Origin of the sequence: Massilia sp. MP_M2, assembly GCF_039123635.1 — a bacterium.
Classification (GTDB): domain Bacteria; phylum Pseudomonadota; class Gammaproteobacteria; order Burkholderiales; family Burkholderiaceae_D; genus Telluria.
This window is the reverse complement of record NZ_JBCHJF010000011.1, coordinates 1-20708: the sequence shown is the minus strand read 5'-3', so window position 1 is coordinate 20708 and position 20708 is coordinate 1. Positions and strand designations below refer to the sequence as shown.

Here is a 20708-nt window from a genome sequence, read left to right as displayed (position 1 = left end):
GTTTTCGCTAGAATAGACGGCAACCCCACGTCGTCCCGAGAGCTCTTTGCATGACGCACCTACACGACCTGCCCTTCGCCACGTTGCAGTTCTACACCACGGCGCCCTACCCCTGCAGCTATCTCGACGCACGCCAGGCGCGCTCGCAGGTCGCGACGCCCTCGCACCTGATCAATGCCGATGTGTATTCCGAGCTCGTCAAGAATGGCTTCCGGCGCAGCGGCATCTTTACCTACCGCCCGTATTGCGACGGCTGCCAGGCCTGCATCCCGGTGCGCGTCAAGTGCGCCGACTTCACGCCCAACCGCACCCAGCGCCGCGCCTGGAAGCGCCATGGCAATCTGGTTGCGATGGTGGCCAACCTGGCCTTCTCGGATGAGCACTACGCGCTCTACCTGCGCTACCAGACCACGCGCCATGTCGGCGGCGGCATGGACCAGGACAGCCGTGACCAGTACGCGCAGTTCCTGCTGCAAAGCCGCGTCAACACGCGTCTGGTCGAATTCCGCGAGCCTGACGGCACCTTGCGCATGGTGTCGATCATCGACGTGCTGTCCGATGGCCTGTCGTCGGTCTACACCTTCTTCGACCCGGATATCGAGAACGCGTCGTACGGCACCTACAACATCCTGTGGCAGGTGAACCAGGCGCACGAACTCGGGCTGTCGCACGTGTATCTTGGCTACTGGATCGCGCAGAGCCCCAAGATGGCCTATAAAATCAACTTCCGGCCACTGGAAGCGCGCATCGACGGGCAATGGGGCGTTCTCGGCGCCTGAAGCTGTTGCTTACGGAGTCAGCGGACACACCCGCTAACAATTGCATTGGCACTTCGTTATGTACTGGCCCCCGCCGCACGTTAGAATGACGGGGATACGTCAACCGAGTACCCCATGCCAGACAAAATCCTGTATACCCTCGTTCGACCCGCACTGTTCTCGCTCGATCCCGAAGCGGCGCACAATCTGACCTTGCCCATGCTGCGTCGCGCAGCAGCACTCGGCCTGACCGGCGCCATCCGGAAACCACGGCCCGATCCGCGCACCGTCATGGGTATCACGTTCCCCAACCCCGTCGGCCTGGCCGCCGGGCTGGACAAGGATGGCGCGTATATCGACGGTCTGGCCGCGTTGGGCTTCGGGTCGATCGAAATCGGTACGGTCACGCCGCGTGGCCAGGCCGGCAACCCGAAACCACGCATGTTCCGGCTGCCGCGCGCGCGCGGCATCATCAATCGCATGGGCTTTAACAACGGCGGCGTCGACGCGTTCGTGGCCAATGTGCAGGCCTCGCGCTTCTTCCAGGAGAAGCAGGGCGTGCTGGGTCTGAACATCGGCAAGAACGCCGATACGCCGATCGAGCGCGCTGCCGACGACTACCTCGAATGCCTGCGCAAGGTCTACCCGTACGCCAGCTACGTGACGGTCAATATCTCGTCGCCGAACACGCAGAACCTGCGCCAGTTGCAGGGCGCTTCCGAACTCGACAGCCTGCTGTCGCAGCTCAAGCAAGAGCAGATGCGCCTGGCCGACCAACACGGCCACTACGTGCCGCTCACGCTCAAGATCGCACCGGACGTCGACGGCGACCAGATCCGCGATATCGCCGGCGCGCTGCTGCGGCACAAGATCGACGGCGTCATTGCCACCAATACCACGCTCAACCGACGCGATGTCGAGGGCATGAAGCATGCGCAGCAGGCGGGCGGCCTGTCGGGCGCGCCCGTGTTCGAGCAGTCGAACATCGTGATCCGCGCGCTCAAGACCGAGCTGCGCGACGACATCCCGATCATCGGCGTGGGCGGCATCATGCGCGGCGCCGATGCACGCGCGAAGATCGCGGCCGGCGCCAAGCTGGTGCAGTTGTACAGTGGTTTGATCTACGCCGGGCCAAGCCTGGTGCGCGAATGCGCGGACGCGCTGCGCGAGAAGACGAAGTAAGCAGCAAAGACGGCCGGCGCGCCAGCGTGGGGTGCCGGTGACGCTACCCTATTCCGCCGTCGCAATCGCCTTTTCGATATCGGCTCGCGTGTAGCCTTGCGCGAAGCGCTCGATGAAGTGAAACGCGTAAGAGCGCAGGTACGAGCCGCGCCGCACCGCCAGGCGCGTCACGTTCTGCGCGAACAGGTGCGATGCCTCGATCGCACGCAGGCCCTTGTCGCGGCTATTGTCAAACGCCATCGACGCCACGATTCCCACACCCATCCCCAGTGATACGTATTGCTTGATCACGTCCGAATCCATCGCCGTGAGCACGATGTCCGGCGCCAGCCCGGCTTCGAGGAAGGCCGCGTCGATGTGGCTGCGGCCAGTAAAGCCCTGGTCATACGTGATCAGGGGATGGTCGGCCAGGTCCTCCAGGCGCAGCGGCGAACCGCTGGCGAAGATCGGATGGCCTTCGGGCGCGACGATCACGTGGCTCCAGCGGTAGCACGGGAACGACACCAGATCGGGAAATGCGGCGATGCCCTCGGTGGCGATGCCGATATCGGCCTTGCCCGACACCACCCATTCGGCAATGTGTTCGGGCGAACTTTGCTGCAAGGCGATGCGCACGTTGGGGAACGCAGCGCGAAACGATTGCACCACCTGCGGCAGCGCGTAACGGGCCTGCGTGTGGGTCACGGCCACCGTCAGCGTGCCGCTGTCCTGGCCGGCGAATTCGCGGCTGGCCTGCTGCAGGTTCTCGGCTTCGACCAGCAGCTTTTCGACGATGCGCAGGATGCCTTTGCCGGGCGGCGTCAGGCCAGTCAGGCGCTTGCCGTTACGTTCGAAAATCACCACGCCCAGTTCATCTTCGAGTTCGCGGATCTGGCGCGACACGCCAGGCTGCGACGTGAACAGGGCGTTGGCCACTTCGGTGAGGTTGAAGTCGCGCCGGGCCGCTTCGCGCACCGAGCGCAGCTGCTGGAAATTCATGCGGCGCTTCCGTGGTCGACAAAGACTTCGATCCGGCGCGGACGCACCACGAGCGTGTCGCCTTCTTTCAGGCCCAGGCTGGCAAAGCGTTCGTTTGGCAGCACCGCTTCGATCATCTGGCCATTGTCGGCGCGCTCCAGGTCGAGCTGGGCCAGCGGGCCAATGGCATGCGCGCGGCGCAGCTTGGCCACGACGCCCTCGGCGCCCGGGGTGTAGCGCTCGACATCGAGATCGTGCGGGCGCACGTAGCCGATACCGGCGCCATCGCGCACGTCGATATGCTGCGGGGCCTGGAAATTGACATCACCACTGGCCAGCACGCCTTCGTGGATGCGGCCATGGAACAGGTTGACGTTACCCAGGAAGCCGTACACGAACGGCGATGCCGGATGGTTATACACCTGGTCGGGGCTGCCCAGTTGCTCGACGCGGCCCTTGTTCATCAGGACCACCTGGTCGGCCACTTCAAGTGCTTCTTCCTGATCGTGCGTGACGAAGATCGACGTCACGTGCAGATCGTCGTGCAGACGACGCAGCCAGCGGCGCAGTTCCTTGCGCACCTTGGCGTCGAGCGCGCCGAACGGCTCGTCGAGCAGCAGCACGCGCGGCTCGACGGCCAGCGCGCGCGCCAGGGCGATGCGCTGGCGCTGACCGCCCGACAGCTGCGGCGGATAGCGGTCGGCGATCCAGTCGAGCTGCACCAGCTCGAGCAGTTTTTTGACCTTGTCACGGATCTGGTCTTCGCTCGGGCGCTCGCTGCGCGGCTTCACGCGCAGGCCGAACGCGACGTTCTCGAACACGGTCATGTGCTTGAACAGCGCGTAGTGCTGGAACACGAAACCCACCTGGCGCTCGCGCACGTGGCGGTGCGACGAATCCTGGCCGTCGAGCAGCACGGTGCCCGAGTCCGGGTATTCCAGGCCGGCGATAATGCGCAGCAGCGTGGTCTTGCCGCAGCCCGACGGGCCGAGCAAGGCGGTCAGTTCGCCGTCCGGGAACTGCAACGAGACGTCGTCGAGCGCCTTGAACTGGCCGAAATTTTTACGGATGTGTTGGACTTCAATCGTCATGCGTGGCTCCGGCGGAAATTCAGTGAGGGGCGTTCAGCGAGGCCGACTTGGCCTGGTGCAGACGCCATTCGATAAAGGACTTGATGGCCAGCGTCACCAGCGCGAGCAGCGCCAGCAGCGACGCCACAGCAAATGCGGCCGTGAAGTTGTATTCGTTGTAGAGGATCTCGACGTGCAGCGGCATCGTGTTGGTCTCGCCGCGGATGTGGCCCGAGACCACCGAGACGGCGCCGAACTCGCCCATCGCGCGGGCGTTACACAGGATCACGCCATACAGCAGGCCCCATTTGATGTTCGGCATCGTCACGCGCCAGAACGTCGACCAGCCCGACGCGCCCAGCACCAGCGCCGCTTCTTCTTCTTCGGTGCCCTGCTGCTGCATCAGCGGAATCAGCTCGCGCGCCACGAACGGGAACGTGATGAACACGGTGGCCAGCACGATGCCCGGCACGGCGAACAGGATCTTGATGTCGTGCTCGGCCAGCCACGGGCCAAACCATCCCGACGCGCCAAACAGCAGCACATACATCAGGCCGGCAATCACGGGCGAAATCGAGAATGGCAGATCGATCAGCGTGAGCAGGATGCTCTTGCCACGGAATTCGAACTTGGTGATCGCCCAGGCAGCCGACACGCCGAACACGAGGTTCAGCGGCACCGAGATCACGGCAGCGATCAGCGTGAGCTTGATGGCCGAGATCGCATCGGGGTCGATGACGGATTCGACATACACTTCCCAGCCCTTCTTGAGCGCTTCGGTAAACACCGCCGCGAGCGGGATGAACAGAAACAGCGTCAGGAAGACCAGCGCAATCGCGATCAGGAGAACGCTGACCCAGCGCGGCTCGAGCACGCTGGTGTCGAGGCGCTTGCCGCGCGCCGCCGGTGGGCGCGGCGGCGTGACTTTGTCGAGGACGGCGCTCATGATTTGCCCGCCCGTTTGCGTGTCCAGGCCTGCAGCAGATTGATCGTCAGCAGCAGGATGAACGAGAACACCAGCATCACGACGGCAATCGCGGTAGCGCCGGCGTAATCGTATTGTTCGAGTTTGGAGATGATGAGCAGCGGCGTGATCTCGGACACCATCGGCAGGTTGCCGGCGATGAAGATGACCGAGCCGTATTCGCCGGTGGCGCGCGCAAAGGCCAGCGCAAAGCCGGTGAGCAGTGCCGGCACGATCGTCGGCAGCACCACGCGGGTGAAGGTCTGCAGCGGCGGCGCGCCCAGGCTGGCGGCGGCTTCTTCGAGTTCACGTTCGGCTTCTTCAAGCACCGGCTGCACCGTGCGCACGACGAACGGCAGCCCGATGAAGGTCAGCGCCACCACAATGCCCAGCGGCGTGAACGCGACCTTGATGCCCCACTCGGCCAGGTATTGACCGATCCAGCCATTCTGCGCGTACAGGGCAGTCAGCGTGATGCCGGCCACCGCGGTAGGCAGCGCAAATGGCAAATCGACCAGCGCATCGACGAAGCGCTTGCCGGGAAATTTATACCGCACCAGCACCCAGGCGACGATGCCGCCGAAGACGACGTTCAGGGCCGCTGCGATCAGCGACGCGCCAAAGCTGAGGCGATACGACGCCATGACGCGCTCGGACGTGACGGTGGCCCAGAACTCGGCCCAGGTCATGCTGAAGGTATTGAGGAACACCGCCGACAGCGGGATGAGAACGATCAGCGCCAGGTAAAACAGCGTGAAGCCAAGCGAAATGCCAAAGCCGGGAATGACCCGGCCCGGTGCTTTCGACGACTTGGACGCTGCCGTGCTGCCTGGCATAGCAAGCGATGTCATGCGAGTCCTTATTACAAATTCTTCTATCGGACTGGCATATTCTCACGTGATCTACATAACGCAAACGAAAGAATCCTTATTTGTATAGACACGAAACGCTATGTAGCGGCGCGCTTTTCGCATGTCGATATGCGGAAAACTTCGTTGGTCGGAAAAAAAAAATGGCCCAGGCAATCGCCTGGGCCATTTTTCTGGTCGCGTAAGACGTGGCTTACTTGTTCGGCTGCGGCGTCATGCGCAGGTAAGGACGCGGCGCTTCAAAGCCTTTCGGGTACTTCTGCTTGATCACGTCAGGATCGGTCACGGTCAGCGGAATGATGACGTCGTCGCCATCTTTCCAGTTGCCCGGCGTGGCAACGGTGTAGCCATCGGTCAGTTGCAGGGCGTCGATCACGCGCAGCACTTCGTCGAAGTTGCGGCCGGTGCTCATCGGGTAGGTGATAGTCAGGCGCACTTTCTTGTTCGGATCGATGATGAACAGCGAACGCACGGTGGCGGTGGCCGACTGTTCCGGGTGGATCATGTCGTACAGCGTCGAGACCGAGCGGTCGGCATCGGCGATGATCGGGAAGCCCACCACGGTTTGCTGGGTTTCTTCGATGTCGCGGATCCAGTCGCGGTGCTTTTCGGCCGCATCGACCGACAGCGCGATCGCCTTGACATTGCGCTTGTCGAATTCAGGCTTGAGCTTGGCGGTCAGGCCCAGTTCGGTGGTGCAGACTGGCGTGAAGTCGGCCGGGTGCGAAAACAGCACGACCCACGAGTCGCCTGCCCATTCGTGGAAACGGATGGTGCCAATGCTGGAATCTTGTTCGAAATCGGGGGCGGTATCGCCGAGGCGTAAGGTCATGGTCATCTCCTGTGATTGATCAAACTTGTTCGGGGCGCCATCCGTGCCGGACAGCGCGTTGCATGGTCTACATGAAGCGATTGTAGAGGACGACGGCCCAGACCGCGAACGCCAGCAGCAGCGTCAGTGCGACGGCGGCGCTGCCGATGTCCTTGGCCGCTTTCGACAATGGATGGCGCTCGAGCGAAATACGGTCGACGACCGCCTCGATCGCCGAATTGATCAGCTCGACGATCAGCACCACGACCAGCACGCCGATCATGGCCAGGCGCTGGAAGCCCGAGACGGGCAACAGCAGCGCGATCACGCTGGCCACGACGATCAGCACCACCTCTTGCCTGAACGCCGCTTCGCTGCGCCAGGCCCAGCGCAAGCCGTCCCAGGTGTTGCGGCACGCCGCGCCAATGCGCTCGAGGCCGCGCAAGGTCTTGAATTCGCTGATCGGGTTGTCCATCGTTGTCCAGTGAAGATGCAGGAACGTCATTATGCAGCCTCCCGATCAGCATGTGGCAATCACGCCCACAATGCAAGGGCGGGTTTGCGCGAGCGTTTCACATCATGGTATAAAGAATGGGCCTACCGCACCGCACCAACCATCATATGAAAATGGAAACGCCCCAACCCGCCAAGACCTCGATCCAGGTGATCGAACGCATGACGTCGCTTCTGGACGCCCTTGCCACCTATTCCGACCCGGTCAGCCTCAAGGAGCTGGCGCACGTGTCGGGCCTGCACCCGTCCACGGCGCACCGGATCCTCAACGATATGGTGGTCACGCGCTTCGTCGACCGTGTCGAGCCGGGCACGTACCGCCTGGGCATGCGCCTGCTGGAACTGGGCAATGTGGTCAAGAGCCGGCTGTCGGTGCGCGAAGCGGCGCTCGACGCCATGCGCGCCCTGCACCGCAAGACGCAGCAGACGGTGAATCTGTCGGTGCGCCAGGGCGACGAGATCGTGTACATCGACCGGGCCTTTTCGGAGCGCTCGGGCATGCAGGTCGTGCGCGCCATTGGCGGGCGTGGTCCGCTGCATCTGACGTCCACTGGCAAGCTGTTTCTGTCGGTGGACGACGTCAAAGCCACGCGCGCCTACGCGACCCGCACGGGCCTCTCAGGCCACACGCGCAACTCGATCACGGAGCTGGCGCGGCTGGAGCGCGAGCTGAGCCTGGTGCGCTCGCGCGGCTATGCACGGGACAATGAAGAGCTCGAACTTGGGGTGCGCTGCATGGCCGCTGGCATCCACGATGATAGCGGCAAGCTGGTGGCGGGCTTGTCGATTTCGGCGCCGGCCGACCGCCTGCAGGAAGACTGGCTTGAGGACCTGGTGCAGACGGCGGCGCGCATTTCGTCGACGCTCGGGTATCGGCCGATGCCGACCGTATAAACGATAAGAGCAGACACAATAAGGGCAGGCGCGAGGCCTGCCCTTCCGTTTCAGCGCGTCAACCCCGGCGCGCTGGCGGTGATGGTCGATGGCCGGATGGCCTCGACATCCATCCGGTCCGGCAGCGACTCGATCAGGCGGCGAATCCGGCCGGCATCGGCCGTGCGCGACATCTTGCCCTTCGAATCCAGGAACACCATCACGACATTGCGGCCATGGATCATGGCCTGCATCACCAGGCAGCGCCCTGCTTCGTTGATGAAGCCGGTCTTTTGCAGGCCGATATTCCAGTCAGGCAGCGACACCAGGTAGTTGGTATTGCGATAGTGCATCGTGCGACCGCTGGCTTGTACGGTGGAATTGGGCGTGGTCGAGAATTCGCGCAGCACCGGGTCGCCATGCGCAGCCATGACCAGCTTGGCCAGGTCGCGCCCGCTGGAAACATTGCGGCTCGACAGGCCGCTGGAGTCGACGTAATGGGTGTCGCGCATGCCCAGTTGGCGTGCCTTGGCGTTCATTGCACCGACGAAGGCGTTGATACCGCCCGGATAGTTGCGGCCCAGCGCCGACGCGGCGCGGTTCTCGGAACTCATCAGGGCAATATGGAGCAGTTCGCGGCGCGTCATGCTGGCGCCCACCGGCAGGCGTGAGCTGCTGAACTTGTGGCGATCGACATCGTCGTCAGTCACGCGCAACACTTCATCGAGGTCTTGTCTGGCGTCCATCACGACCATGCCTGTCATGAGCTTGGTTAGCGACGCGATCGGCAGCGCGACATTGGCATTTTTCTCGAACAGCACTTCGGCGCTGTTCTGGTCGACCACGTAGGCCACGTTCGAGCGCAGCGCCAGCGGATCGACGGTGTCGTCGAGACCAGCCATGTCGCCGACGGTCTTGGCAGCAACGCCGACTGCGACAGCGGCGGCGGCCGTGCGCACCGGCTGATACGTGACGACCCGCTTGCCGCGCACCGTCTTGACCCGGCGGATCATGCGCGGACGCTCGCCCGCAACTGCCAGTTCCTGGCGTTTGGCGCGCTTGGACGTGGCTTTGCGCACGACCTTGCGTTTGACTTTTTTCTTGGCGGCGGAAGATTTTTTGGCCTGCTCAGTGGCACCCGCACCCGCACCCGCACCAGCACCGGCGGCCTGGACCGGGGAAAAGGCAAATAAAGCGGCCACCACAGTAGCCACAGCAAGTTTGAACATGATGAAGCCCCTGACCCGAACAGATGAGAAACGTAGTGAAGTGTAGCGGAACGACGTTCGTTCGCAAGCAAAATTCACATTCTGTACGGCAATAACCGATTAAAACAACACGAACCTGAAAACAATTTTTCTTTTGATATCAACAGGATATTGACGGTATTTACGCTACTCCATGAAGCGGGCGAAGCCGTGGCTGGGCTCGCGCTCGGTGACCAGGCTGTTCTCGATGCGCTCCGGATCGGCCCACCCCAACGCCATACCGCAGACGACCATCTCGCTGGCCGCCAGGCCAAGTTCGGCACTGATAATCCGATGATACTGCGTGAATGCCGCTTGTGGGCAAGTGTCGAGGCCGCGCGCGCGCGCCGCCACCATGATGTTCTGTAAAAACATGCCATAGTCGAGCCACGAACCCTGCGCCATGATCCGGTCGATGGTGAAGATCAGCCCCACGGGTGCATCAAAGAACGCGTAATTGCGGGCATGCTGGGCGGCCATGCCGGCCTTGTTGTCGCGCCCCAGGCCGAGCAGGCTGTACAGATCCCAGCCAACCTTGCGCCGGCGGTCGATATAGGGCGACGTCCACTCACGCGGATAATACGCGTATTCCTCGGTATGCCCGCGCGCTTGTTCGGGATCGGCATTGACCGCCAGGATCGCGCCCGACAGCCGAACACGCGCAGCGCCAGTGAGCACATACACCTTCCACGGCTGCGTGTTGGTGCCGGACGGGGCACGCGCGGCAACGTCGAGGATGCGTGCGATCTCGTCGCGTTCCACCGGCTTGTCGAGAAAGGCGCGGATCGAGCGGCGCGACGTGATCGCGGCATCGACCGCTTCCTGGCTGGGACTGCTGATCATGGGGAGTTCCTTGGCTTCTTGACGACAAAGGCGACGCCGGTGACGGCGACGATCATCCCGACCAGGCCGAGCAGGCTGAACGATTCGCCGAACAGCAGCCAGGCCATGACGGCGGTGGCAGGCGGGGTCAGGTACATCAGGCTCGTCACTTCCGTGGCCTGGCTGCGCCGGATCAAGGTAAACAACAGGAAGATGGCGCCGATCGACAGCGCCAGCACCGACCACACCAGCGCGAGAATGAAGTCGCCGCTCCAGGTGATGCGGCTGAACGCAAGATCAAGGTCTTCCAGCCAGATGGCCAGTGGAATCAGTACCAGCACGGTGGCGCCAAACTGGATCGCCGTGCCGGTGCGCAGATCGAATCGCGGACAGAAGCGGCGCTGGTACAGCGTGCCGGTGGTGATGGAGAGCAGCGCGAGCAGGCACAGGGCCAGCGCGGTGGGCGACATGCCGGCCAGGCCGAGCTTGGCATACACGACAAGGGCCACGCCAGACAGGCCCAGCAGCAACCCAAGCCACTGCAGGCCCCGCACGCGCTCGCCGATGAGCGGCGCGGCTGCGGCCGTCAGGATGGGTTGCATGCCGACGATCAGCGCCGTCAATCCGGCCGGCATGCCCAGGTCGATGGCAGCCCAGACGCCGCCCAGATACCCTGCCTGCAACAGCAGGCCAGCCAGCGCGATGTGCAGGATCTGGCCACGCGGCCAGGGCGCGCGCCAGACCAGCACGATCGGCAGCAACACCGCCAGCACGCCCAGGCAACGCACGATCAGGAAGGTCAGCGGCGGCGCATAAGGCAGGCCGAACTTGGCGACGATGAAGCCTGAGCTCCACAGCAGGACAAAGAACAGCGGCACGGGCGACAGCCACGGGGCTGTCGGGACGGCAGCGGAAGCGGGCGGCGAAGTGGCGCTCTGTGACATGGATGGCGCAATGTCCCGAATGAATAGACAGAAGTTAAGGTAAAGACAAGAGCCGAGTCTAGCACACAGTTTTGGTGCAATTAAGCAGCAAAAAAGAATGTTCGTTTGCGGTAGATCAATTGAGATTTCTCACGGCAAATGCATTCTTGTCACTTCTTTACCACGGATTGTGCATCGCATCAAAATCGCTTGACGCCTCAAACGAAGTGGCACAAAATCTGCCCTGTTGCGGTGCACAAAAGAAGAGCTTCATCGCGTTTGCCAAAGAACTGCCATAAACCGAGCAACAGTCCATTCACGAAACGTAACATTTTGGAGAGACACATGTTTGCAATCCCTGAACAGTTTTCGACCGCCACCAAGACCAGCCTGGAATCGCAGTTCGCCCTGTTTTCGTCGCTGACGTCGAAGACGTTCGAAAGCATGGAAAAACTGGTTGCGCTGAACATCAGCACCGCACGCGCCAGCCTCGAAGAATCGTCGGCTCTCACCAGCAAGCTGCTGAGCGCCAAGGATCCGCAAGAATTCTTCTCGCTGGCCGCCACCCAGGCACAGCCAAACGCTGAAAAAGCCATGGCCTACAGCCGTCAGCTGGCATCGATCGCCAGCGGCACCGGCGCCGAATTCTCGAAAGCGGCCGAAAGCCAGATCGTCGAAGCCAACCGCAAGGTGATTTCGCTGGTCGATGAAGTGAGCAAGAATGCACCGGCCGGTTCCGAAAACTTCGTCGCCGCCGTCAAGACCGCCATCAGCAACGCCAATGCCGGTTACGAGCAGTTCAGCAAGACCTCGAAGCAGGCTGTCGAAGCCATCGAAACCAATGTGAACGCCGCTGTGTCGCAATTCTCGGCCACCGCTGCCAAAGCCACCAACGCCGCCACATCGGCGACGGCTGCTGCTGCGTAATACTGCAGCATCACTGATCGGTAAAAAAATGGCCGGGTTGCGCAAGCAACCCGGCCATTTTTACGTGCGGAACCCTTATTCGCCCAGATAAGCGGCCTGCACGCGCGGATCGGTCAGCATGTCGTGCGCATTGCCGGTCATGGTGATCTCGCCCGACTCCATCACATAACCGCGGTGCGCGGCCTGCAGCGCCAGCTTGGCGTTCTGCTCGACCAGCAGGATCGTGATGCCTTGTTGCGATACATCACGGATCACCTCGAAAATCTTCTCGACCATGATCGGCGACAAGCCCATTGAGGGCTCGTCGAGCAACAGCAGCGTCGGATGGCACATCAGCGCGCGCGCCATCGCCAGCATCTGCTGCTCGCCGCCCGAGAGCGTACCGGCCAGCTGGCCCGCGCGCTCCTTCAGACGCGGGAACACCGCATACCATTTCTCGATATCGGCATCGATCCCGGCCTTGTCATTGCGCGTGTAAGCGCCCATCAACAGGTTTTCGTGAATCGACATGCGGGTGAATACGCCCCGCCCTTCCGGCACCATGGCCAGCTTTTGCTGGACCATACGGAACGATTGCGTACCGCGCAGTGGTTGTCCCAGATAGCTGATGTCGCCTTCGACCTTGCACGGCGGCAGCGTGCCGGTAATGGCCTTCAGCGTCGTGGTCTTGCCTGCACCATTCGCGCCAATCAGCGTCACCAGTTCGCCCTTGGCCACTCGCAGATCGATCCCCTTGACCGCCTTGATGCCGCCGTACGCGATCTTCAGACCCGAGATCTGCAGGATCGCGTCACCCGTCATTGCGCCCATCGTTGCGTCTATCATTGCATCCATCAGTGGGCACCTCCCAGATAAGCATCGATCACGGCCTGGTTTTTCTGGATCTCGGCCGGCAAACCTTCGGCGATCTGCTTTCCGTATTCGAGCACCGTGATGCGGTCGCACAAGCCCATCATCAGTTTCACGTCGTGCTCGATCAAGAGCACGGTCTTGCCCTGTGCCTTGATCTTGACGAGCAGTTCACGCAAGCCCAGTTTTTCGGTGGCGTTCATGCCGGCCGCCGGTTCATCCAGCGCCAGCAATTGCGGATCGGTCGCCAGCGCGCGCGCGATTTCCAGGCGGCGCTGGTCGCCGTACGACAGGAACTTTGCCGTGCGGTTGGCGAACTGGCCGATGCCCACGAAATCGAGCAGTTCCTGGGCGCGGATGCGAATCGCCCGCTCTTCTTCACGCGCCGCCTTGTGGCGCAGGATCGCGCCGAGCACGCCCTGCTTCGTGCGCACGTGGCGCCCCACCATGACGTTTTCCAGCGCGCTCATCTCGCCGAACAGGCGAATGTTCTGGAACGTGCGCGCGATGCCGGCCCTGGCCACATCGTGCGGTGCCGATGGCGAGTACGCCTTGCCGGCCAGCTCGAACGTGCCGCTGTCGGGCTGGTACAAGCCCGTGATCACGTTGAAGAATGTCGTCTTGCCTGCGCCGTTCGGGCCGATCAGGCCGTAGATCTGGCCCTGCATGATCCGGATGCCGACATCGGTCAACGCCTGCAGGCCACCGAAGCGCTTGTTGACGCCGGCAATGTTCAGAATAACTTGTTCGCTCATGTGGCCCTCGCTTCTTCGTCCTCACGCGCCAGCGCAGCGTTCGGGCGCTCTTCCTTGTTGGGCGACGGCCACAGGCCGGCCGGGCGCACCAGCATGATCAACACCAGCGCCAGGCCGTACAGCAACTGGCGCAGCACTTCGGCCTCGATGATCACCTTGCCGAACAGCGCCTGCTGGGCCGGGTCGACCACGTGGCGCAGCACTTCCGGCAGGGCAGCCAGCAGTACGCCGCCCAGCACCACGCCCGGGATGTGGCCGATACCGCCGAGCACCACCATGGCCAGCACGGCGATCGACTCGGTCAGCGAGAATGATTCCGGCGAGACAAAGCCCTGGAACGCCCCGAACATTGCGCCGGCCACGCCGCCGAACGACGCGCCCATCGCGAAGGCGAGCAGCTTGACGTTGCGGGTATTGATGCCCATCGCCTTGGCGGCGATTTCGTCTTCGCGGATCGCGACCCAGGCGCGGCCCAGGCGCGAGTGCTGCAGGCGGCCGGTAATGAAAATCGACGCAATCACCAGCGCCAGGAACAGGAAGTAATACGCGTTCACGGACGGCATCGCGTAGCTGCCGATATGCACCGTGGCGTTCGACCCCGCCTCACCCGCCAGCGACACGCCGAAGATGCGGATCGGGTCGATCATATTGATGCCCTGCGGCCCGTTGGTGAAGTTGATCGGGTCGTTCAGGTTGTTCATGAAGATGCGGATGATTTCGCCGAAGCCCAGCGTCACGATGGCGAGGTAGTCGCCGCGCAGTTTCAGGGTCGGTGCGCCCAGCAGCGCGCCGCACAATGCAGCGGACAAGGCCGCCAGCGGCACGATCGCCCACAGCGACAGGTGGATACCGTTCTGCTGGATTTCGGGACCGAAGAACGCGACGAGCGCTTCGCCGATGACGGGCGAATAATAGATCACCGATTCCAGCAGCGCGGCGAACTGCGGCGACGAGAACAGGCCGACCAGATAGGCGCCGACGGCAAAGAACGCGATATAGCCCAGGTCGAGCAGGCCGGCAAAGCCCACCACGATGTTCAGGCCAAGCGCGAGCATGATGTACAGCAGCGCGATGTCGATGATGCGTACCCACGAGTTGCCGAATTGCGCGGCAAAGAACGGGAAGATCAGCAGCAGCACCAGCACGATGGCCATGCTGGTGTAGGCCTGGCGCGGCTTGTGCTGGGTGTCGAACGTCAGGAATGCCATGGTGTACTCCCGGTTAAGCGCGGTCAGCCACGCGTTCGCCCATGATGCCGGACGGGCGCAGGGTCAACACAAGGATCAGCACCACGAAGGCGAAGATGTCCTGATAGTGGCTGCCGAGGAAGCCGCCGGTCAGGTCGCCGATATAGCCGGCGCCCAGCGCTTCGATGATGCCCAGCACGAGACCACCGATCATGGCGCCATAGATATTGCCAATCCCGCCCAGCACCGCAGCGCAGAAGGCCTTCAAACCCGGCAGCACGCCCATCGTGAACGTGATCGACGCGTAGTTGGCGCCCCACATCACGCCGGCCACGGCGGCAAGCGCGGCGCCGATGGCAAAGGTGGCGACAATCACGCGGTTCGTATCAATGCCCATCAGCCCGGCCACGCGCGGGTTTTCAGCCACGGCGCGCATCGCGCGGCCCATCCGGGTGCGCTCGACCAGCAGCACGAGGCTACCCATCGCCAGCGCGGCCAGTACCAGCAGCAATACCTGGGTTTGCGAAATCATGGCGCCGCCGATCATGATCGGCTCGGACGACAGCAGTTGCGGGAACGGCAACGGGCTGCGGCCCCAGATCATCATCGCGAACGTTTGCAGCAGGATCGAGATGCCGATGGCCGTGATCAAAGGCGCCAGGCGCGGCGCATTGCGCAGGCGGCGATAGGCGATGCGTTCGATCAGAATATTGACCAGCATGGTGACGGGAATAGCGCCAAGGATCGCCAGCGCCAGTTGCACATAGCCAGGCAGGCCCGGCATATAGGCTTCAAGCAATTGCAGGATGGTCAGGCCGATCATCGCGCCGATCATCAGCACGTCGCCGTGGGCGAAGTTGATCAGATTAAGCACGCCGTACACCATCGTGTAGCCGAGCGCGACCAGCGCATACATACTGCCGAGCACGAGCCCGTTCAGTAGTTGTTGGATAAAGGTTTCCATCGTTCCGCCTGTTGTGCAATAACAAAAAACGGCACGCCGGGGTATCCCGACGTGCCGCTCATGGTCTGAAGCTGCTGCTTTACCAAGGTGACCTGCAGACATCTGCGGCCGGACAATGCGCTGGTGGGCGCAGCGCCACGACAATTCCGAGCGCCGCCATCATAGCTTGGCTGCCGGAAAACTAACAACGGTAAATGCCGGCAGTAGCAAATTTTGTTTTCTGCCGGAACAAAAAATAATGTTCAGCCCTCAGCCTTGAAGGCAACCTGCCGAACCCCATCCAGGCCTTTAGGCAGCGGGAACGTCACGTTCTCTTCGACGCCTTCAAGGGCGCGCACACTGGCGGCGCCCAGTTGCTTGAGGCGATCGATCACGGCTTGAACCAGTACCTCGGGCGCCGACGCGCCGGCCGTGACGCCGATGCGTTTCTTGCCGTCGATCCAGGAAGGATCGATGGCGGCGGCATTGTCGACCATATAGGCAGGCGTGCCCATCTTGTCGGCCACTTCACGCAGGCGGTTCGAGTTCGAGCTGTTCGGGCTGCCGACGACGATCACCACTTCCACTTGCGGCGCGAGGAACTTGACGGCTTCCTGGCGGTTGGTGGTGGCGTAGCAGATGTCGCCTTTCTTCGGCTCGATGATGTTCGGGAAACGCACCTTGAGCGCGTCGATGATGTCGGCCGTGTCGTCGACCGACAGCGTGGTTTGCGACACGTACGCGAGCAGGTCGGGATTGCGCACCTGCAGGCTCTGGACATCGGCGACCGTCTCGACCAGGTGCATGCCTTCTTCGGCCTGGCCCATCGTGCCTTCGACTTCCGGGTGGCCATCGTGGCCGATCATGATGATCTCGGCGCCGAGTTTGCGCATCTTGGCCACTTCGACGTGCACCTTGGTCACCAATGGGCAAGTGGCATCGAAAATCGTCAGGCCGCGCGCTTCGGCGTCGGCCCGGACCGCTTTCGAGACGCCATGGGCCGAGAACACCAGGGTGTTGCCAGGCGGAACGTCTTCGAGCTGTTCGATGAAGATCGCGCCCTTGGTGCGCAGGTCGGCCACCACGTACGCGTTGTGCACGATTTCGTGGCGCACATAGATCGGAGCGCCGAATTGGGTCAGGGCGCGCTCGACGATTTCGATGGCACGGTCCACGCCAGCGCAAAAGCCGCGCGGCTGGGCAAGCAGAATCTCATTTTCCATAGGGTTCCTTTACAGCACCGAGATCAGTTTCACTTCGAACTGGAGCGCCCGGCCAGCCATCGGATGGTTGAAGTCGAACAGGGCCGAGTCGTCATGCATTTCAAGCAGCACGCCGGCAAACCGGCCACCCTTGGGCGCATTGAACTCGACCACTTCGCCGACCAGGTAATCGGCGCCCGGCACCGAATTTTCTTCCAGCGTCGCCTTCGACACCGACTGGATCAGTTCGGGGTTACGTTCACCGAACGCTTCCTGCGCGCTGAGTTCGAATGTCTGGTGCGTGCCTTCGGGCAGGCCGATCAGGCGTTCTTCGAGGAACGGCGCCAGCTGGCCCTGACCGAGCAACAGCGTTGCCGGTGTGCCATTGAAGGTGGTGATCACATCAGAACCGCCGGCAACAGCCAGACGGTAATGCAGGGTCAGGTACGAGGATTCATTGACGACAGGAGCAGCGTTGGCCATGTTCTTTGCGACGTTTCGTATGAGTGCGGGCAGCCCCGGTGGGGCAAACCGCTATTGTAAGCCACGCGCGCAGCTTGCGCCCGGGCTGCCTCTTTTTTTGGCGAGGAATCACGATGGGCATTTGTGACTGGCCTGAGCAGGACCGCCCCCGCGAGCGCTTGCTGCGCGACGGCCCGGCGGCATTATCGGACACCGAATTGCTGGCGATCTTCCTGCGCGTGGGCGTAGCCGGGAAAAGCGCCGTGACGCTGGCCGGCGACACCCTCGCCCACTTCGGCTCGCTGCAGCGCCTGCTGCATGCGGATGCCGGCGAGTTCGGGCAACTGCACGGCCTCGGGCCGGCCAAGTATGCGCAGCTCCAGGCGGCGCTGGAGCTGGCGCGGCGCGCGGTGGCCGAACAATTCCGGCGCGAGGCGCTGTGCTCGCCCGAAGCGGTGCGGCACTATCTGCGCAGCCACTTCGCGCTGCGCACCCATGAATCGTTCATCGTGCTGTTTCTCGACGTGAAAAATCGCCTGATCAATTGTGACGACATGTTCAGGGGGACACTGACGCATACCAGTGTGTATCCGCGCGAAGTGGTCAAGGCGGCGCTGCGGCGCAATGCGGCGGCCGTGATCCTGGCGCACAACCATCCGTCAGGCGTGGCCGAGCCCAGCGACGCGGATCTGCGGCTGACGAGTGCGCTCACGCAGGCGCTGTCACTGGTCGACATCCGGGTGCTGGACCATTTCGTGGTGGCTGGCAACCATGTGTACTCGTTTGCCGAGAATGGGCAGTTGTGACGTATTTGCCACCAGCGCGTGGTTCGGTCATTGGCATAAATTACATCGCGTAAACAGAGGCTTACCCGCGCGAACGTACCCACATCGGTAATTGTTAAATTTTTTAATCACTGTAATTGACCATTGTTTTTCGCAAGTGATTGATTCCGCTTCATTTTTCGCGCTATACTCTCGTTTTTCCAGTCCTGGAACATATTTAAGGAGTGCACTATGGCACGTGTTTGCCAAGTAACCGGCAAGGGTGTGATGGTTGGTAACAACGTCTCCCACGCTAACAACAAAACGAAGCGTCGTTTCCTGCCTAACCTGCAGAATCGTCGTATCTACGTCGAATCGGAAAACCGCTGGGTTTCGCTGCGTTTGTCGAACGCCGGCCTGCGCCTGATTGACAAGCTCGGCATCGATGCCGTGCTGGTCGACATGCGTGCTCGTGGCGAAAAAGTTTAATTAGGGAGCTATCATGGCAAAAACTGGCCGCGACAAAATCAAGCTGGAATCGACTGCAGGTACGGGTCACTTCTACACCACCACCAAGAACAAGCGCACGATGCCGGCGAAAATGGAAATTACCAAATTCGACCCTAAGGCACGTAAGCACGTGATCTACAAAGAAACCAAGATCAAGTAATCGATCCTGTTGTCTTTCAAAAAGCCGCCGGCGCAAGCCTGGCGGCTTTTTTTATGGCCGCACAGCGTCCGCGTTACCATGGCGGAATGACAAGCCCGTCCCTGCCCTCCCTCTCTCCCGTCACCGACCGCCTCGACGCACTCGACGTGCTGCGCGGCTTTGCGCTGATCGGTATCTGCATCGCCAACGTCGAATTTTTCAACCGGCCCGTGGTCGAATCCGGACAAGGCATGCCGGCCGGCCTGCATGGCCTGGATTGGCTGGTGGCGTTCCTCGTCGCGTATCTGGTGGGCGGCAAATTCTGGACGATCTTTTCGCTGTTGTTCGGCATGGGCTTCGCGCTGATGCTCGAGCGCGCCCGGGTGGCCGGGCGGCGGTTCGCGCCGACCTACGGTCGCCGCGTCGCCGTGCTGCTGGCGATCGGCTTGTTGCACCACACCTTGCTGTGGAGCGGCGATATCCTGATCAGTTATGCAGTCGGCGCGCTCGCGCTGATGCTCGCCCTGCTGGCGCCGGCGCGGGTGCTCGTGATCGCGGTCATTGCCTGCGCGGTGCTGCCGCAGATCCCGGGCCTGGGCTGGCTGGGCTGGCTATTGGGTCCCGTCATTCTGGCGGCGCTGGCCGCGCTGTATCTGCGCGCGCAGCAAGCCTGGCTGTTTCCACTGGTGACGATCAGTGCCGGTGTGTTGATGCTGCTGGCGGCGCTGACCGCAGCATGGACCAGCAAGGGCGACGACACGACCATGCTGGTCGCGATGGGCGCCATCTCAACCGGCCTTGGCCTGCTTGCCTGCTGGCGCGGACCGGCCGGACACAAGCCGCTGCGGCTCGGTGCCCAGATCGTGATGCTGACCTATTGCCTGATCGCTGTGGAAGCCGGCGTACGGCACTTCGCACCTGCCACTGCACAGATGACGAGCGCCAGCGCCAGCAACGATGGCGCCGACGTGCGCGCGGACGATGGGCGCGTGCTGCGCTACCGTGAACAGGTCGCACGCAGCGCCGAAGAACGCGCCGTGCTCACGCAGGGAAGCTATCGCGATGGCGTAGCGATGCGGTTCAAGCAGCTGGCCGAACGCATGCGTGACGAGGTCGGGTTCTCGGTCTTGCTGGTGGGCGTGTTCCTGATCGGCGTCTGGTTCGTGCGATCGGGGGCAATTACACGCGCGAACGAGCACGAGCCGCTATACCGACGGCTGGCCATCGTTGGCATCCCGCTGGGCGTCGGACTTGGCCTGCTTGGCAGCCTGATTGCGACGGGCCGGCCAGCGGGCGTCAACGACGGTGGCCATGATCTTGCCTACGCCCTGCTGTCTCTGGGCAGTTTGCCCGCTGCACTTGGCTATATCGGCGCGGTCATGTTGATGCTGCAAAGCCGTGGCGCGCTGGCACGGATCGACCTGCTGGCGCCGTTCGGACGCATGGCACTGAGTAATTACCTGGCGCAGTCGCTCGTGTTTTCTCTGTTGTTTTATGGCCACGGAACGGGGCTGTGGGGCATAGGACGGACAGCGCAAGTGGGCATCGCTCTGGGGTTGTGCGCGCTGCAGATCGGCCTGAGCCATTGGTGGCTGGCACGTTTCCAGTACGGCCCGGTCGAATGGATCTGGCGCGCCTTGACGTATCTGAGCTGGCCAACAATGCGCAGGCAGGCATGAGCAAATGCAAAACGGCTCCCGAAGGAGCCGTTCTTTATTCCCCTGATACGAAAAGCGAGGGTCACGAAAAGCGAGGGTCAGGTCTGACATTCGGACACGATCTCGACAGTCAGGTAGTCGGCTAGTCGAAAATAAATGGCACTGCGTCATACTAATTATGCGCAAGACACCATTAGAGGTTGCCAAGGCTGAGGTCGTGTCTGAATGTCAGACCTCGTATATTGAAGATGCCAGCGCACCAGTAGATAATAATGGTGATGTGGCCGGTCGGGGTGACACTGTTCAGACTGAGTGCCATTGAG

General features: G+C 62.2%; 23 protein-coding genes. 8 read left to right on the top strand and 15 right to left on the bottom strand.

The features are described from left to right. Positions 1-50: 50 nt before the first annotated feature. The gene (locus RCH14_RS20265) at positions 51-779 is read left to right on the top strand and encodes an arginyltransferase (RefSeq protein WP_343027900.1); all 729 of its coding nucleotides are present in this window, start codon (positions 51-53) and stop codon (positions 777-779) included. Positions 780-893: 114 nt separating this feature from the next. Beyond that, the gene (locus RCH14_RS20260; protein WP_343027899.1) at positions 894-1940 is read left to right on the top strand and encodes a quinone-dependent dihydroorotate dehydrogenase; all 1047 of its coding nucleotides are present in this window, start codon (positions 894-896) and stop codon (positions 1938-1940) included. A gap of 48 nt (positions 1941-1988) precedes the next feature. On the opposite strand, the gene RCH14_RS20255 is transcribed toward RCH14_RS20260, so the two are convergent. The 6 genes from RCH14_RS20255 to RCH14_RS20230 all read right to left on the bottom strand — a co-directional run bounded on the left by RCH14_RS20255 (position 1989) and on the right by RCH14_RS20230 (position 7086). After that, positions 1989-2918, bottom strand: a complete 930-nt coding sequence (locus tag RCH14_RS20255) for a CysB family HTH-type transcriptional regulator (RefSeq protein ID WP_343027898.1) — start codon at positions 2916-2918, stop codon at positions 1989-1991. Continuing rightward, on the bottom strand, positions 2915-3988 hold the full coding sequence (locus tag RCH14_RS20250) for a sulfate ABC transporter ATP-binding protein (protein WP_343027897.1): 1074 nt from the start codon (positions 3986-3988) through the stop codon (positions 2915-2917). Before RCH14_RS20250 ends, RCH14_RS20255 begins: the two co-directional genes overlap by 4 nt. A 19-nt stretch (positions 3989-4007) precedes the next feature. Continuing rightward, positions 4008-4913: a sulfate ABC transporter permease subunit CysW gene (gene cysW / locus RCH14_RS20245; RefSeq protein WP_343027896.1), complete on the bottom strand. Its 906-nt coding sequence runs from the start codon at positions 4911-4913 to the stop codon at positions 4008-4010. Next, positions 4910-5782: a sulfate ABC transporter permease subunit CysT gene (gene cysT, locus RCH14_RS20240; protein WP_343027895.1), complete on the bottom strand. Its 873-nt coding sequence runs from the start codon at positions 5780-5782 to the stop codon at positions 4910-4912. The genes cysW and cysT overlap by 4 nt, the downstream gene beginning before the upstream one ends. Before the next feature lie 211 nt (positions 5783-5993). Next, a complete protein-coding gene (locus RCH14_RS20235; protein ID WP_343027894.1) occupies positions 5994-6632 on the bottom strand; it encodes a peroxiredoxin in 639 nt (212 codons plus the stop codon). A gap of 67 nt (positions 6633-6699) precedes the next feature. Continuing rightward, positions 6700-7086, bottom strand: a complete 387-nt coding sequence (locus tag RCH14_RS20230; RefSeq protein WP_343027893.1) for a diacylglycerol kinase — start codon at positions 7084-7086, stop codon at positions 6700-6702. Positions 7087-7232: 146 nt separating this feature from the next. Between RCH14_RS20230 and RCH14_RS20225 the strand changes: the two genes are divergently transcribed. Further along, the gene (locus RCH14_RS20225) at positions 7233-8018 is read left to right on the top strand and encodes an IclR family transcriptional regulator (protein ID WP_343027892.1); all 786 of its coding nucleotides are present in this window, start codon (positions 7233-7235) and stop codon (positions 8016-8018) included. Between the two features lie 50 nt (positions 8019-8068). Here RCH14_RS20225 and pbpG read toward each other — a convergent pair whose 3' ends face one another. The 3 genes from pbpG to RCH14_RS20210 form a co-directional block, all read right to left on the bottom strand. Next, positions 8069-9226 (bottom strand): D-alanyl-D-alanine endopeptidase, encoded by a 1158-nt coding sequence (pbpG, locus tag RCH14_RS20220; RefSeq protein WP_343027891.1) that lies wholly within the window; start codon positions 9224-9226, stop codon positions 8069-8071. 165 nt (positions 9227-9391) lie between these two features. Continuing rightward, a complete protein-coding gene (locus RCH14_RS20215; protein ID WP_343027890.1) occupies positions 9392-10087 on the bottom strand; it encodes a nitroreductase in 696 nt (231 codons plus the stop codon). Beyond that, positions 10084-11010 carry a DMT family transporter gene (locus RCH14_RS20210; protein ID WP_343027889.1) on the bottom strand — a complete coding sequence of 309 codons (927 nt, stop codon included), beginning with the start codon at positions 11008-11010 and terminating at the stop codon, positions 10084-10086. The genes RCH14_RS20215 and RCH14_RS20210 overlap by 4 nt, the downstream gene beginning before the upstream one ends. Before the next feature lie 324 nt (positions 11011-11334). Between RCH14_RS20210 and phaP the strand changes: the two genes are divergently transcribed. After that, complete coding sequence (gene phaP, locus RCH14_RS20205) at positions 11335-11916, top strand: TIGR01841 family phasin (protein WP_343027888.1); 582 nt, start codon at positions 11335-11337, stop codon at positions 11914-11916. A gap of 75 nt (positions 11917-11991) precedes the next feature. On the opposite strand, the gene RCH14_RS20200 is transcribed toward phaP, so the two are convergent. The 6 genes from RCH14_RS20200 to RCH14_RS20175 form a co-directional block, all read right to left on the bottom strand. After that, positions 11992-12741 (bottom strand): ABC transporter ATP-binding protein, encoded by a 750-nt coding sequence (locus RCH14_RS20200; protein WP_407070103.1) that lies wholly within the window; start codon positions 12739-12741, stop codon positions 11992-11994. 8 nt (positions 12742-12749) lie between these two features. Next, complete coding sequence (locus tag RCH14_RS20195) at positions 12750-13520, bottom strand: ABC transporter ATP-binding protein (RefSeq protein ID WP_343027886.1); 771 nt, start codon at positions 13518-13520, stop codon at positions 12750-12752. Next, positions 13517-14728, bottom strand: coding sequence for an ABC transporter permease subunit (locus tag RCH14_RS20190; protein ID WP_343027885.1), 1212 nt, complete (start codon positions 14726-14728; stop codon positions 13517-13519). Before RCH14_RS20190 ends, RCH14_RS20195 begins: the two co-directional genes overlap by 4 nt. A gap of 13 nt (positions 14729-14741) precedes the next feature. After that, positions 14742-15671, bottom strand: a complete 930-nt coding sequence (locus RCH14_RS20185; RefSeq protein ID WP_343027884.1) for a branched-chain amino acid ABC transporter permease — start codon at positions 15669-15671, stop codon at positions 14742-14744. Positions 15672-15913: 242 nt separating this feature from the next. Beyond that, on the bottom strand, positions 15914-16873 hold the full coding sequence (ispH, locus tag RCH14_RS20180) for a 4-hydroxy-3-methylbut-2-enyl diphosphate reductase (RefSeq protein WP_343027883.1): 960 nt from the start codon (positions 16871-16873) through the stop codon (positions 15914-15916). Between the two features lie 9 nt (positions 16874-16882). Continuing rightward, positions 16883-17335 carry an FKBP-type peptidyl-prolyl cis-trans isomerase gene (locus RCH14_RS20175; protein WP_343027882.1) on the bottom strand — a complete coding sequence of 151 codons (453 nt, stop codon included), beginning with the start codon at positions 17333-17335 and terminating at the stop codon, positions 16883-16885. A 113-nt stretch (positions 17336-17448) separates the two neighbouring features. Here RCH14_RS20175 and radC point away from each other — a divergent pair, with 113 nt between their 5' ends. The 4 genes from radC (at position 17449) to RCH14_RS20155 (ending at position 20406) form a co-directional block, all read left to right on the top strand. Further along, positions 17449-18120 carry a DNA repair protein RadC gene (radC, locus tag RCH14_RS20170; RefSeq protein WP_343027881.1) on the top strand — a complete coding sequence of 224 codons (672 nt, stop codon included), beginning with the start codon at positions 17449-17451 and terminating at the stop codon, positions 18118-18120. Positions 18121-18330: 210 nt separating this feature from the next. Then, positions 18331-18567, top strand: a complete 237-nt coding sequence (rpmB, locus tag RCH14_RS20165; RefSeq protein WP_183555830.1) for a 50S ribosomal protein L28 — start codon at positions 18331-18333, stop codon at positions 18565-18567. 13 nt (positions 18568-18580) lie between these two features. Continuing rightward, positions 18581-18748: a 50S ribosomal protein L33 gene (gene rpmG / locus RCH14_RS20160; RefSeq protein WP_005665735.1), complete on the top strand. Its 168-nt coding sequence runs from the start codon at positions 18581-18583 to the stop codon at positions 18746-18748. 86 nt (positions 18749-18834) lie between these two features. Then, entirely contained in the window at positions 18835-20406 is a 1572-nt protein-coding gene (locus RCH14_RS20155; protein ID WP_343027880.1) for a DUF418 domain-containing protein, read from the top strand. The last annotated feature ends 302 nt before the right edge of the window (positions 20407-20708 follow it).